Below are 14,336 nucleotides of genomic sequence, written 5' to 3'. Positions count from 1 at the left end.
GATGGATTGGAATACGATGCTTTCATATCATTGGGGAGCGATGATGCCGGAATTCGTCATCCTTGGAACGGCGATGGCCCTTTCCATATTGGACTTATTCTGGCCGAAGCATTTTAATCGGAGAAAGCTGGCCTGGTTGGCCCTTACCGGTATCATACTGGCCTTTTTCTCCTTGATAAGTTTGTTTTCTTTTGAAACGGTAAGTATCTTATCCGATACTTTTCGGTTAGATTCTTTTGCAAAAGCGTTTAAGCTAATCTTACTGTTAGGAGCGGGGTTAATCATCCTGCTTGCAGAGAGCTATGAGCCCAAGGAAGGGTTGAAGGAGCATCGCGGGGAATTTTATTATCTGTTCCTGGCGGCGTTGCTTGGAGCAATGATCATGACATCAAGTGGGGACTTGATCACGTTATTTGTTGGCCTGGAGTTGCTATCACTTTCTTCCTATATATTATCGGGCATACGTAAACAAAATACGAAGTCCAATGAAGCGGCCATGAAATACGTAATTAATGGAGGAATCTCTACAGCCATCACTCTGTTTGGCATGAGTTATTTGTATGGTGTGACGGGATCGGTGAATCTGGGGGAAATGAGCCGAACGATGGCAGGCATGACAGATGGTCAACTGCTCTACATTACGGGGCTCGCTTTCTTCATGGTTTTCATCGGTTTATCTTTTAAAATTGCCGCTACCCCCTTTCACATGTGGGCTCCGGATGTTTACGAAGGGGCGCCTACGCCCGTCACCGCCTTTTTAAGCGTCATCTCGAAAACAGCTGGATTTGTAATCCTTCTGCGTATTTTTCTCTCCTTATTCTTGACTGCACCTGGGGATACTCTCGGGGCATTCGACTTTTTCGAGAAAAACAGTGGATATATCGCTTTAGTGTCAGCGGTGACGATGATCGTAGGGAATGTGATTGCATTAAGACAGCAAAATTTAAAACGGTTATTCGCTTATTCGAGTATCGCCCATGCAGGATACCTTCTTGTAGCCGTAACCACATTGGGCGGCGGGTACTTCTTGATGGATACAGTCTGGTTTTACTTACTTGCTTATACACTGATGAACATTGGTGCTTTTGCAATTATTCAAGTGCTCTCGATCCGAAGCGGTTCAGAGGACATCAGTATCCTTGCGGGGCTAGGGAAGAAGTCACCATATCTGGCCATAGCCTTTACTGTGTTTATCCTCTCATTGGCAGGCATTCCGGGAACGGCAGGCTTTATTGGCAAACTGAATATCTTTCTCGGCGCTTTCATTACGGAACCGGGATATTATGTCCTTGCAGGAATCATGATTGCGGCAACAATCGTGTCCTATGTCTATTACTTTGGATTATTGGTCCAAGTCTTTTTCCGGCCGGACCATTCCGGTAAGTTAATAAAGGTGCGTTCGGGTTTGTCCATCGTTATAATGGTTTGTATAGGCGGCACGATCCTATTTGGATTAGCTCCTAATCTTGCCTTTGATTTCCTGCATAACCATTTTGGGGATTTTAAAGACTTTATTTCAAGTGAGTGATATAATGCCTTTATCAGAGGCTGGTTCCAATGGATACAGTCTCTGTCTTTCAATTCTGAAAGATTTTTCACGATTTTTCCTTTTAAATTCCAAATTTAAAGGGGATTTGTGATAGAATGAAAGATGGGTGTCTTTTAGGAGGTATGTACATGTTTTCAACAATGGGACAGCAGGCCTTGCTGGGTATCATTTCCCACTTGTTCTTCATCGCAGTTACATGGTGGGCTCTGCAGGCTTTACATTTTGATAAGATATTAAGATCCAATTCGGTCATTAAGGCTAGGGTACTTTATATTTTATTGACGGTGGCCATTGGTTCTGTTGTGAGTGATTTCTTCCTTGACTACCTAGGACTTGCTAACCAACTTCCATATATGTTTAGCGATGATTAAATAAGCTATAAGATTTCATGTATAGCAAAATATGATTCTTCTTGTATTCGCCATTATTCTACTGATTTTTATAGCATTAGCAGAAAGCATCATCAAATGTCAGGAAATGAAAAGTATGAACTCTCCTTTTTTGGAAATAATGCTTTAAAGGGGAGGGATTTAACATGTTTGCAGAGAGTAAAAAAATGTTATTATACATAGTAATTCTTGGTTTGACGGTGTTTTTAATTGGGAATAGTACAATTGTGGCAAAAGGCAAAGCCGATATAGTGAAATTGGTGGAGCTACTGCAACAAGATAAAGCGGTAAACATAGGAGATTGGTCTGTGTACGCGCGCGAGAAAAATAAAGAGATCACAACTAAACAAGAGTTTGAAAGAGAAGTGATCGCATTAAAACGAAAATATCCTCAATTTGATTGGAACCGGGAAGACGGCGCTTCCGCACAGAAGGCTGAGGCGTTACTTTACCATGCCGATTCGGGCCTGACGGAGTCTATTAAATTGATGACAACCGAGGATGAATCTGATAAAGTTACCTATGTCATTTACGAAGTCAAGGGACAAGAATGGAAGGAAGGCTACCCTGCTTACTTTACCAGTACGTACCAAAATAGAGTGAATGACATATTTAAGGGAACTCCTTCAATTTTTTCTTGTATTACGGGGTCTATCAATGATAATATGGATTCGATTTTAAACTCTAAAACCGAAAGCCTGTTAGATAAGTTCCAAGCGAGGGAAATTGAGAGTGTGCATGAAACAAACTTTACATCTATATCTGCACATTCAACTTTGTTTAAACAACCTTTGACTAAAGAAAAATTAAATTTGCAGTTTGGGCTACGGACAGAAGGATTGGGTGACCGGACGAACTTTGTAATTGGCACACCAATCATAACGTTTGAATATTAATATAGAGAAAATGGACGCGGAGGGGAATACTTTTGGAAAAAATCATCGTCCGCGGCGGCAACAGGCTTAGCGGGACAGTTAAAGTAGAAGGTGCTAAAAACGCCGTTTTGCCAGTTATCGCTGCAACATTATTAGCAAGTGATGGGAAAAGTATCATTAAAGACGTTCCTACGCTCTCCGATGTATATACAATCAACGAAGTATTGCGCAACTTAAACACAGATGTTGCCTTTCAAGATAATCAAGTAACTGTAGATGCATCAAGAGAGTTATTAGACGAAGCACCATTTGAATATGTACGTAAAATGAGAGCTTCCGTTTTAGTAATGGGATCATTATTAGCAAGGAATGGCCGGGCCCGCGTTGCTTTACCGGGTGGTTGTGCCATCGGTTCCCGTCCTATCGATCAGCATTTAAAAGGCTTTGAAGCGATGGGAGCAAAAGTGAAGGTCGGCAATGGTTTCATTGACGCTGAGGTAGATGGAAGACTTAAGGGAGCAAGAGTGTATCTTGATTTCCCAAGCGTAGGTGCCACTGAAAATATCATGATGGCAGCGACACTTGCTGAAGGTACGACTATTCTGGAAAACGTGGCGAAAGAGCCTGAAATCGTGGACCTAGCTAATTTCCTTAATAAAATGGGTGCCAAAGTTAAAGGCGCTGGTACGGGTACATTGAAAATCGAAGGTGTCCATAAATTATATGGTGCTGAACATTCAATTATACCTGACCGCATCGAGGCTGGAACATTTATGACTGCTGCTGCACTTACTGGTGGTAACGTTCTTGTTCAAGGTGCCGTTCCTGAACATCTTACGTCCCTCATTGCCAAAATGGAAGAGATGGGTGTTACGATCATCGAAGAACAAGATGGATTGCGTGTAATCGGTCCTAAAACCTTGAAGGCCATTGATATTAAAACAATGCCCCATCCTGGTTTCCCGACTGATATGCAATCACAGATGATGGCATTATTATTGCGTGCTGAAGGAACAAGTATGATCACGGAGACCGTCTTCGAGAACCGTTTCATGCATGTTGAAGAATTCCGTCGCATGAATGCCAATGTTAAAATAGAAGGTCGTTCGGTTATTGTTAACGGGCCAACCAACCTTCAAGGTGCAGAAGTTTCTGCCACTGACTTGCGTGCTGCTGCTGCGCTTATCCTGACTGGATTGGTTGCAGAGGGCATTACCCGTGTTACAGAATTAAAGCATCTTGACAGAGGATACGTGAATTTCCATGGTAAATTAGCATCATTGGGTGCTGATGTGGAACGTATTAATGAAGAGGTTCCAGCAGAAACGAAAATAGCGGATTTGAACGCTTAAGAGTACTTATTAAAACCCATTCGGGCTTCATTCCTTGAAGCCCGAATGGGTTTTTTGTTGTGTGCTGGGATAAAGAAAGCTAACCTGGGCACCTGACACTTTTCTATTCATAAAAGCTTGTCCTTCGACATACATTTATCATGTAGAGAAACCTGCTGGATTTAGTTTGTAAAAAAGCAGAGAACAAGTGTAGGGAGGCCCAGGAATTTGAAAGCAATGAAACCTGTGATTGTACTATCCATAGCTGTAGCATTCGTCATTATCATGATTCCAGCAGTGCTTGTGCTTCCGTTTTCCAATGATGTAACAAGTGGGGAGTTAGCTGAACAATTAGAGAAAAAAGAGAAGGAAGAAGGAAAAGAAGTGGCTGCAAATAAAATGAGTTCCATTGATGTGGCCGTGTACCGGACGGCTACCCAAAAGATTCAAAAGCTTCCACTTGAAACATATCTATCTGGTGTTGTGGCAGCAGAGATGCCTGCGGACTTTGAGGAAGAAGCGTTGAAGGCGCAAGCATTGACGGCAAGGACCTACATCGTGAATCAGTTGATGAGCAATAATCGCCGGGGGTTGCCAAAAGGAGCTGATGTAGGGGATACGGTAATGCATCAAGTGTATAAGAATGATAACGAGCTGAAGAAGCAGTGGGGCTCTGATTATAAATGGAAAATGAAAAAGATAGATAAAGCCATTAAGGCAACGGAAGGCAAGATATTGACCTATGATGGAAAACCGATCACCGCCACTTTCTTTTCGACAAGCAATGGGTATACGGAGAACTCCGAGGAATATTGGCAAGCAGAGTTTCCCTACTTGAAAAGCGTGTCTAGCCCATGGGATAAAGAATCGCCGAAATTCTATAATAAGATGGTGGTCGATGCGGGAGATTTCGAGAGAAAGTTAGGAGTGAGTTTATCATCGGGGACGACAATCGGTACAGTCGTTCAAAGGACAACCGGAAATCGAGTGGCTCTAGTTGAAATTGGAGGGAAGAAATTGACGGGTATGCAAATCCGGGAAAAACTCGGGTTGAATTCCTCCGACTTTGATTGGGAGCGTCAAGGGAATCAAATCGTCATTACGACAAAAGGATATGGTCATGGAGTGGGAATGAGTCAGTATGGTGCCAATGGGATGGCCCGGGAAGGGAAAAACTATGAAGACATCGTGAAGTATTATTACAAAGGCGTCAAAGTACAGTCCTCAAGTAAGTGGATCAATACCATGACAGCAAAAAAATGAGAGTAGGGGTTTTCCCAGCTCTCATTTTTTTGCGCCGAATTTTTCTAGTAGGGTCAGAAAGCCTCGTTTATGCTTGAAGTAGTGATACTGCACATGAAAATAGACAGCGAGCACGCCAATGATGTCCTTCGCCACATCAATCAAGGATGCAGAGCGGTATGGGATGAATGACTGGTGATATTCATCAACGATACCGTATAGACCGGCAACGAATGCAGCTACCAAACTAAATCCAGGCTTCAACTTATGATGAACAGCAAGTGCAGAAACGAATAATATGTACAAAATCGCAAATTCGACTAAATGGAGCGCCTCTTTAATGAATCGATCCACTGTTGAGGACGGGAGGTCAAGGATGATGTCGTCAGGTTTACTCGACATTATCCAAATAGCAATCATGTAAAGAAAAGGTAGAATCGTTACTAAGATTTTAATGGTCTTTTTCATCAATTAAACATCCTTCAATAGCAAGATACCAAACATTTTACCATTCTACGAATAAAATCGGATTCTTTTTCATAAAATAAATCTAAAATTTTTTTCACTCGAATGTATATAATCTTGGCAAAATGTTCAGAATGGTTGCTGAGGTGATTAATATGAGAGAGGAAGAAAAAAGACCAACTTCCAAAATCCAACGAATACTCAAAAAGCGTTGGGCATTATCAGCAATCTATATCGCAAGTGCAGCCTTAATCTTAGCCGCGGCCTTTTTATTACAAAATAGTTTTGATGATTCAGCTAAGGACGAGAAAAAGGATTCAGCTGAAACAGGAAAAAACTATGATCAGCCTTCAGTCGAAGTGAATAGTGATCTGGAAACCGTTAAGATGCCTGTAGCCAATGCCGATAAAACGGTCATCAAAAAACAATTCTATGACGTGAATGCAGATGAGAAGGCACAAGAAGATGCGTTGGTCTTCTACAACAATAGATATGAGCAGAATAAAGGGATCGACATTGCAATGGAAGATGGAAAATCTTTCGATGTGAAAGCATCATTGAGCGGTAATGTATCGAAAGTACAGGAAGACGCTCTACTTGGCAATTTGATTGAAGTTGAGCATGAAGATGGCGTCGTTACTCGTTATCAATCTGTTAAGGATATCAAGGTTGCCGTTGGGGACAAAGTGAAACAAGGACAAGCTATCGCAACTTCAGGCAAAAGCCAAATCAATGAAGAGGCAGGCGTTCACGTTCACTTCGAAATCAGAAAAGACGACATCGCGTTGAATCCAGTTGATTTTATTGAAAAGCAAGCATCCGCTATACAAACAGCAACTGAAGAAACAGAAGGTAACAAGGATGATTCAGCAGGCAAAGAAGAAGCACCTGCTTCCGAGGGTTCTGAAAAAGGGACAGAGGAATCACCAGCAACGGGCGAATCTGATGCAGGCACTGAGCTAGAAAGTGGCACTGAAGATGATAACTCCACCCCAGCTGAAGATTCTACCGAGAAAAGCGATTCTTTGGAAGATTCATTAAAGGAAGCAAATTAATCACAATAAAAAATTCAAATACAATCAAAACATAAACCATGAGCGTTAAGAAGTACAACAACTGAAAATTTGGTAAAAAGAGGGCCGTTCAATTTGAACGGCTCCCTTTTTTAATTTCAGGGAAAAAGTGGAATATGTGAGAAAAAGTCTGAGTATCTGACATATTTCTCGGGAAATAATGCAGTTACTGGAAAAGGAACGGCAGAATATTGATAAATAAAACGAAACGCCCTGTCCATTAGGCATATATTCTTAACCAAGCTAATAAGATGTTATAAACCATGCAAAGAGAGTGTTTGAGGTGAGGGGTCGTTTATTACAAATAATCTAATAGTTGATCATTCTATCTTTCATTGTTTATAAGACAGGGGTATTCGATTCGAAAAATACGAATCTCATTTCACACTTCTCACATCCAATTTGGGGAGGTCGAGTGGTGTGCACGATTACATCAAAGAAAGAACTATCAAGATAGGCAAGTATATCGTGGAAACTAGAAAAACGGTCCGCGTCATTGCAAAAGAATTCGGTGTCTCTAAAAGTACAGTCCATAAAGATTTAACGGAGAGGCTTCCGGAAATTAATCCTGAATTGGCTAACGAAGTGAAGGATATATTGGATTACCATAAATCCATTCGTCACCTTCGGGGTGGAGAAGCGACCAAGCTCAAATATAAACGGTCAGAAAAAGAAGAAGAAATCGCTAAGTAAATCACAAATGCATTCCGGAAATTGGAAATGATTCCAAGGAATTAGGGTAAAGACAAAGGATGGCATATAAACATGTCCTTTTCTACACCTAAGTCAGGAACCTCCAACCCGGAATTTTTTTATGGATTAATTTTGTTAATATGGAAATCCTTTATATATCTATGTTAAATAGGATAATCCGGGGCAGGTTTCGTTTTTATTTGTATTTCATACTTCTTCTTGACAAGACGATATGGTAAAATAAACAATTAGGACAGAATTAGGTTTTATGTGAGGATATTCAAGGAGGATTTAAGAAATGTTTGCTAGAGATATTGGGATAGATCTTGGAACAGCCAATGTTCTAATACATGTCAAAGGTAAAGGAATAGTGTTAAATGAGCCTTCGGTAGTAGCCATTGATAAGAATACGAACCGTGTTCTTGCTGTTGGTGATGAGGCTCGTAAAATGGTAGGCCGGACACCAGGAAACATTGTTGCAATTCGCCCTCTAAAAGACGGTGTCATTGCTGACTTCGATGTAACGGAAATGATGCTTAAGCATTTTATAAATAAGTTAAATGTGAAAGGCTTTCTTTCTAAGCCACGGATTTTGATTTGCTGTCCAACAAACATCACGAGTGTTGAACAAAAGGCAATCAAAGAGGCTGCTGAAAAAAGTGGCGGGAAAAAAGTATTCCTTGAAGAAGAACCTAAAGTGGCTGCAATCGGTGCTGGCATGGATATTTTCCAACCAAGCGGTAACATGGTCGTGGATATTGGCGGTGGTACAACGGATATCGCGGTTCTTTCAATGGGAGATATCGTTACGTCTTCTTCGATCAAAATGGCCGGTGATAAATTCGATAATGAAATCTTACACTACGTTAAACGTAAGTATAAGCTCCTAATCGGTGAACGTACAGCTGAAAATATCAAAATGCAGGTTGCGACGGTATTCCCAGGTTCACGCAATGAAGAAATTGATATACGCGGACGTGATATGGTTTCAGGCTTACCTAGGACCATCTCCGTTAACTCGGAAGAAATCGAGGAGGCGCTGCGTGAACAAGTCTCCGTTATCGTACAAGCTGCCAAAGCCGTGCTTGAACGGACACCACCAGAACTTTCTGCTGATATTATTGACCGTGGCGTGATATTAACAGGTGGTGGAGCATTGCTTCATGGCATCGACCTGCTTTTAGCAGAAGAACTTAAAGTCCCTGTACTCGTTGCAGAGCATCCAATGGATTGCGTAGCGATTGGAACGGGAATCATGTTAGATAATATGGATAAATTGCCAAGGCGCAAATTCAATTAAAAAAAAGCGGCCGTAAAAAGCTGCATTATAAGATAAGGGTCTAAGGTTCAGACACACATGAAGCATAGTGAAAGTCCGTGCAGTTCTAGTACTGATGAGCAATAGACCCTATTCTTTTAGTTTGGAACTTTAACACTATTCCTTTAAATTTGACCTATCCTAAAACAAGAAATGAATGATTCTGGACCAAGCATTTATTTTCCCCTTAAATACAGACGATTATATCCGATAAGATACATATAGGAAATGAACGGAATACTTTTGTGGAATGAGGAGTGAAATAAAATGTTAAGAGGTTTTTATACAGCCGCTTCTGGAATGCTTACACAGCAAAGACGCACAGAAATGCTAACGAATAATATCTCCAATGCGAATACAACCGGGTTTAAAGCCGATCAAACCAGTGTACGGTCTTTTCCGGAAATGTTACTTGGCAATATGCAGCGTAATGCAATACCTACCGAAAATAATTTAAGCGTGCCCAAGTTATCGCAAGTGGGCAGTCTTAGTACAGGCGTTTATGTACAAGAAGCGAGTCCATTGTTCACGCAAGGGACCCTTGAAGAAACGGAGCTTAGTACCGATATTGCCTTAGCAGATGAAAATCTTCCCATCAATGAGGAAACGGGGAAGGCCGGGTCGGTCCTTTATACCGTCCAAGATAAAGACGGGCAAATGCGTTATACAAGGGACGGCAGTTTCACTCTGGATGGTCAAGGCTATTTGACGAATTCTAAAGGCTATTATGTTTTGGACGAGAACCATGAACGGATACAGCTTGAGAATGATCGCTTCACCGTGACCGAAAAGGGAATGATCTTTGAAGGCAATAATCAAGCGGCCCGCCTTGGCATCGGTTATGCAGACGACCCCACTAAACAGCTCGTGAAAGATGGCGAAGGGTTATATAGGGCTGTCGATAATGAATTGCCCAATGCGTATGCAGCAGAAGGATTGACCTTCTCCACGAAACAAGGTTTCCTTGAGGGATCTAATGTCGATCAATCGAGGACGATGACGGAAATGATGTCGGCGTACCGATCTTTTGAAGCGAATCAAAAAGTACTTCAAGCTTATGATAAGAGTCTCGATAAAGCGGTTAATGAAGTGGGGAAACTCTAATTACGGATTTGTAGAAGGAATCTTTAGGAAATTTGAACAGTAAGGGGAATGTCTATGAATCGAACGATGTTATCCGCGACGAATACACTCAACCAAATTCAAAGTCAAATTGATCAGATCAGCAATAATATTGCTAATGTGGATACCACGGCTTATAAAAAGACGCAAACCAGCTTTAGTGATATGTTAACCCAAAGTTTTAATAATCAGCCGAGTGAGACGAAGGAAATCGGAAGACTGACCACACCGGGCATTCGTCAGGGAACGGGTGCCAAATTAAATCCATCCCAAATCGTGCTGACACAAGGTTCGCTAAAGAATACCGATCGCAACCTGGATGTGGCATTGACGAAGGAAGATCTATTTTTCACGGTAAACGTACAGGATGACGGAGGGACCAACACTCGTTTAACGAGAGATGGCGCTTTTTATCTTTCTCCTAACGAGGCGAACCCAGATCAAATGATGCTCGTTAACTCAGCTGGACATCAAGTCCTTGATGAATATGGGAATCCGATTCTAATTGATGGCAGCATCAAAGATATTAAGGTTTCGGAAGAAGGTTTATTGAATGTGGATACAGAAGAATATGGAGAGCGAAGCTTCGGTCTTGGTATCGTTTCTGTAAAAAAACCGCAATTCCTGGAACAATTGGGGGGGAATCTGTTGGGGCTCCCGGGCAACCTCGGTGAATTGGGTGTTGCGGAAGACGACATCATGACGCTATTGACGGGGGATGACCGTACGGAAATCGCAGTGAAACAAGGTTCACTTGAATCATCAAACGTCGATCTATCAAAAGAGATGACGGATTTGATCAATGCCCAACGTCAATATCAATTTCAATCCCGGGCGATAACGATGGCCGATCAAATGGGTGGACTGATTAATGGGATTCGGTAAGCGCGATAGGGTATAAAATCATGGCTTTAGGTTTCATATTGAAGCGTTTTTCATTATACTTTAGCAAAGAGGACCGTTGACGCTCATTCATTTTGACATGGCATGTGATTTGATGCTTCTATTTATGTATAAGCCAAGACGCTTTTATTCGGCGAGTTTTCTGAAAAAAGGAGCTTTTGTATGGGTATGGAACAAAAAAGTGTAATGAGACAAGAAGTGAGTGAAGAGGTCAAGGAAGCAAAAACAACGCAACCGAACCGAAGAATCAAGGTCCGGCTTTTGCCGATCTGGCTGCGTTTACTTATGATCATCGGATTGATATTCATCGCTTTACTTGCCGGTTCACTAATAGGCTATAGTGTGATTGGCGGAGGGCAGGCAACGGATGTTTTCAAGAAATCCACATGGACCCATATCATCGATATTGTAAATGAAGATGCATAGAAATAGTCTGTCGACGCAGTTGCCACCGTTTTAGAAAATTTCAATTGGCAACAACATGCCTCTTCCCTATGTAAGGGAGGGGCGAGTTTTCGTTAAAAGTAGGCAATATCATTATTAGGAGGAAAAGCCATGTTAGATATTACGCAGATAAAGGACATCATCCCCCATCGTTACCCTTTTTTATTAGTTGACCGGATTATTGAAGTGGAAGATGGGAAAAGAGCTGTAGGATTAAAAAATGTATCAGCCAATGAAGAATTTTTCAATGGCCACTTTCCGGATTACCCTGTTATGCCGGGTGTATTGATTGTGGAGGCGTTAGCGCAAGTAGGTGCTGTAGCTGTATTGAAACAAGAAGAATTTAAAGGGCGGCTGGCCTTTTTTGCAGGAATCGATAACTGTCGTTTCAAGCGCCAGGTAAAACCGGGAGATCAACTCCGCCTCGAAGTAGAAATTATTCGGTTAAGGGGATCGGTTGGTAAAGGAAAAGCGGTCGCAACAGTAGATGGCGAAGTTGCCTGTGAAACGGAAATCATGTTCGCTTTTGGAGATAAATAAGCTTAAAAGGGCTAAATATGGACATTTTGAGCAAGAATGTTTAAGAAGAACGAATTAGGTGTACATAATACATATACGATGCAGCTGATAGCTACAATGATTGCAGTTAGTTGTGTACAACCATTTTTTCTCCCTTTGATGCCGGACATTTATGTCCGGCATCTTTTATATGCAGAAGTTCAAGCATATTTTACTAATTAAAAATAAGGCGCAAGTTATTTTTACATTCGGGCAAAATACTAAATGATAAAGAATGAAGGGAGGTTACCTACTCATGATGAAGAAAAGACTTTATGCGCTAATCGGGGGATCTTTGATGTCTGCCATGTTCCTTGCTGGATGTGGAAATGATGATGACAACAATCCTGCACCCGAGAATGACAACATGATCGAAGAAAATCAAAATGATGGTGTCGATGATAACGGAGGCACTGGAAACGATAATAACAATCTTGATACGGATAACGACGGTATGATCGAAAATGATGATACGATGAATGGCGATGACAATAACAATACAACGAACAACAACAATGATTCCGATGATTTAATTGAAGATGCTGAGAAAAAAGGCAAAGATAACAAATAAAAGGCATATAAAGAGGACTGGCTTAGCAATGGCGGGTGTAATTCCCTTCAGCTAAGCCAGTTTTTTATTTTATGGACGATTTATAGGTGGCCAGTTTAGGTCTGGATTTAATTTTTTTCTTGAATTCCCTGATTAAATCCTCGCCCTCCAAGCCTTTATAGACTAAATCCTCAAGAAGAAGTTCTGCATATTTTGTGTGGTTTTTTTTGATATGGCCGACAAATAAAAGGCTATAGTGACCATCGACTTTTTTAATGGTGCGCAGGACGGTATCGAATAAAGCGGGTTCATTGTCTTTTTTCGTTATAACAGCCTGAATGGTCACTTCTCCATCAATATCAGGAAGTGAGGATGCAAACTCATGAAAATGTTTTTCTGCCACAAAGGCCTCTAGGAGCCACGAGCTGATATCATTTTCTTTATTAATGATGAGTCCATCGGCTAAGGGTATATCAATTAATCGTGAATCCTCTGTAACAATCTGTAGATAGATTAATTTGAAAGATTTCATTAAATACCTCCATTCCTTGCCTTTATGAAGAAGACAGTCAAATGCCCATTTATCCCTGTTAATTCCTTTTAAAGGTAATTATATCATACTAGAATATTTTGATTTTTTAAAATGATAAACCTAAAAATACGCTAAAAGTAAAAAAAAGTCCAAATTGATAGGTTTAAGCTTTTTAGTAAACAAGTTTTCTGCAAAAAAGAGTTATGGGTGTAATATAACGTTTTTTAAAGCTAAAATGAGTGGCATTCGTCCATTTTGTCGATTTCCCCTTTTTAAAAGAAAATCTTATGATTAAATCATGAAAGGAAAGGAGGAAGAAGATGATAAATCAGGTAACTCTTGTCGGACGATTGACGAAGGATCCCGAATTAAGGTATACGCCAGATGGCAAGGCGGTTTCCAATATTACTTTAGCTGTGAACCGTAATTTTCGTAGTAATGCAGGGGATTACGAGGCTGACTTTGTACACTGTACCCTTTGGAAAAGAACAGCCGAAAATACAGCACAATATTGTAAAAAAGGTTCGATTGTCGGGATTACGGGCAGAATTCAAACGAGGAGATATGACAACCAAGAGGGTAAAAAAGTATATGTCACCGAAGTTATTGCCGAGCTGGTTCAATTCATAGGGACTAAGCAACAGAATGATGGCAAGGCAAAGGAATTCGAACATATTGGTTTATAGCTTACTTGGAGGTGAAGCATGAGTGAAAAAAGTGGAATGCTTTCCAACGGGCAGAAGCGAAACCGACTCCTGTTCAGTTCGATGCAGGATAAGCAACGAGTAGAACAACTCATTGGTGACTTAATTGGGCATGTGGCCAAGACCCATGTCCAAACAAAAGAGAATGAAGATGAGTTGAAACACCTCAGGTTAAAAGTAGCCCAATTAGAATCGTATAACAAGTATTTACATGAACATAATGAAAAATTAGACAAAAGGGTTACAAATTTAGAGAAAGTTGGTGAATTATAAAAAGCGATACCCTTCGAAAAGTATACTAATAGTGGCAAGTCCCTGTTATTTTCCTATTTCCCCAAGCCGACTTGGCTTTTCCCCGCAAGTGTCCCCGAATCCCCTCATAAAAAGAATCAAAAGCTTGATTCTTCCCCTTTTTGGAATGACTGTACTTGTACAGTCATTCTTTTTATGAAGCTAATACTATAGAACTAAATAAAAAATATTATTCTGTTAAGTTAGAATTTTAAGAAAATATATTGTAAAATGTTAAGTTTGATGTAATAATAAACCAAATAATATTAAAAATGTAAAATATGGATATAAAGGAAG

Annotated in this window: 17 protein-coding genes; 15 read left to right on the top strand and 2 right to left on the bottom strand. The window is 40.7% G+C overall.

Annotated elements, in window-relative coordinates; translation table 11 throughout:
- Position 1 precedes the first annotated feature (1 nt).
- The 5 genes from nuoN (at position 2) to spoIID (ending at position 5,407) form a co-directional block, all read left to right on the top strand.
- Positions 2-1,528, top strand: a complete 1,527-nt coding sequence (gene nuoN, locus AC503W_RS19665) for an NADH-quinone oxidoreductase subunit NuoN (RefSeq protein ID WP_407408706.1) — start codon at positions 2-4, stop codon at positions 1,526-1,528.
- A gap of 149 nt (positions 1,529-1,677) precedes the next feature.
- On the top strand, positions 1,678-1,920 hold the full coding sequence (locus AC503W_RS19660; RefSeq protein WP_403079706.1) for a DUF1146 family protein: 243 nt from the start codon (positions 1,678-1,680) through the stop codon (positions 1,918-1,920).
- Between the two features lie 164 nt (positions 1,921-2,084).
- Entirely contained in the window at positions 2,085-2,834 is a 750-nt protein-coding gene (locus AC503W_RS19655; RefSeq protein ID WP_402954858.1) for a YwmB family TATA-box binding protein, read from the top strand.
- Positions 2,835-2,866: 32 nt separating this feature from the next.
- The gene (gene murA, locus AC503W_RS19650; protein WP_407408705.1) at positions 2,867-4,165 is read left to right on the top strand and encodes a UDP-N-acetylglucosamine 1-carboxyvinyltransferase; all 1,299 of its coding nucleotides are present in this window, start codon (positions 2,867-2,869) and stop codon (positions 4,163-4,165) included.
- A 207-nt stretch (positions 4,166-4,372) separates the two neighbouring features.
- Complete coding sequence (gene spoIID / locus AC503W_RS19645) at positions 4,373-5,407, top strand: stage II sporulation protein D (RefSeq protein WP_402954852.1); 1,035 nt, start codon at positions 4,373-4,375, stop codon at positions 5,405-5,407.
- Between the two features lie 21 nt (positions 5,408-5,428).
- Here the strand turns inward: spoIID and AC503W_RS19640 are convergent, their stop codons facing one another.
- Positions 5,429-5,854 (bottom strand): VanZ family protein, encoded by a 426-nt coding sequence (locus tag AC503W_RS19640; RefSeq protein ID WP_407408704.1) that lies wholly within the window; start codon positions 5,852-5,854, stop codon positions 5,429-5,431.
- 152 nt (positions 5,855-6,006) lie between these two features.
- Between AC503W_RS19640 and spoIIQ the strand changes: the two genes are divergently transcribed.
- The 8 genes from spoIIQ (at position 6,007) to AC503W_RS19600 (ending at position 12,533) form a co-directional block, all read left to right on the top strand.
- Positions 6,007-6,906 (top strand): stage II sporulation protein SpoIIQ, encoded by a 900-nt coding sequence (spoIIQ, locus tag AC503W_RS19635; RefSeq protein WP_402954846.1) that lies wholly within the window; start codon positions 6,007-6,009, stop codon positions 6,904-6,906.
- A gap of 438 nt (positions 6,907-7,344) precedes the next feature.
- Positions 7,345-7,617, top strand: coding sequence for a sporulation transcriptional regulator SpoIIID (spoIIID, locus tag AC503W_RS19630; protein ID WP_402870395.1), 273 nt, complete (start codon positions 7,345-7,347; stop codon positions 7,615-7,617).
- A gap of 298 nt (positions 7,618-7,915) precedes the next feature.
- Entirely contained in the window at positions 7,916-8,917 is a 1,002-nt protein-coding gene (locus tag AC503W_RS19625) for a rod shape-determining protein (RefSeq protein ID WP_402870397.1), read from the top strand.
- Between the two features lie 285 nt (positions 8,918-9,202).
- Entirely contained in the window at positions 9,203-10,039 is an 837-nt protein-coding gene (locus tag AC503W_RS19620; RefSeq protein WP_427650258.1) for a flagellar hook-basal body protein, read from the top strand.
- 54 nt (positions 10,040-10,093) lie between these two features.
- Positions 10,094-10,942: a flagellar hook-basal body protein gene (locus AC503W_RS19615; protein WP_427591717.1), complete on the top strand. Its 849-nt coding sequence runs from the start codon at positions 10,094-10,096 to the stop codon at positions 10,940-10,942.
- A gap of 180 nt (positions 10,943-11,122) precedes the next feature.
- Positions 11,123-11,386: a DNA-directed RNA polymerase subunit beta gene (locus AC503W_RS19610; RefSeq protein ID WP_402870404.1), complete on the top strand. Its 264-nt coding sequence runs from the start codon at positions 11,123-11,125 to the stop codon at positions 11,384-11,386.
- A 129-nt stretch (positions 11,387-11,515) separates the two neighbouring features.
- Positions 11,516-11,944: a 3-hydroxyacyl-ACP dehydratase FabZ gene (gene fabZ, locus AC503W_RS19605; RefSeq protein WP_402870407.1), complete on the top strand. Its 429-nt coding sequence runs from the start codon at positions 11,516-11,518 to the stop codon at positions 11,942-11,944.
- 274 nt (positions 11,945-12,218) lie between these two features.
- On the top strand, positions 12,219-12,533 hold the full coding sequence (locus tag AC503W_RS19600) for a hypothetical protein (protein WP_402954837.1): 315 nt from the start codon (positions 12,219-12,221) through the stop codon (positions 12,531-12,533).
- Positions 12,534-12,597: 64 nt separating this feature from the next.
- Here the strand turns inward: AC503W_RS19600 and AC503W_RS19595 are convergent, their stop codons facing one another.
- Positions 12,598-13,044: a YwpF family protein gene (locus tag AC503W_RS19595; protein WP_402870411.1), complete on the bottom strand. Its 447-nt coding sequence runs from the start codon at positions 13,042-13,044 to the stop codon at positions 12,598-12,600.
- 320 nt (positions 13,045-13,364) lie between these two features.
- Between AC503W_RS19595 and ssb the strand changes: the two genes are divergently transcribed.
- Both ssb and AC503W_RS19585 read left to right on the top strand, forming a co-directional pair.
- Entirely contained in the window at positions 13,365-13,730 is a 366-nt protein-coding gene (gene ssb / locus AC503W_RS19590; protein WP_427685916.1) for a single-stranded DNA-binding protein, read from the top strand.
- An 18-nt stretch (positions 13,731-13,748) separates the two neighbouring features.
- Complete coding sequence (locus tag AC503W_RS19585; RefSeq protein ID WP_402954828.1) at positions 13,749-14,021, top strand: hypothetical protein; 273 nt, start codon at positions 13,749-13,751, stop codon at positions 14,019-14,021.
- Positions 14,022-14,336: the final 315 nt, after the last annotated feature.

This window comes from Peribacillus suis, from assembly GCF_059384845.1.
The sequence above is the reverse complement of the archived record's forward strand: the minus strand, read 5'-3'. Positions and strand labels throughout refer to the sequence as shown.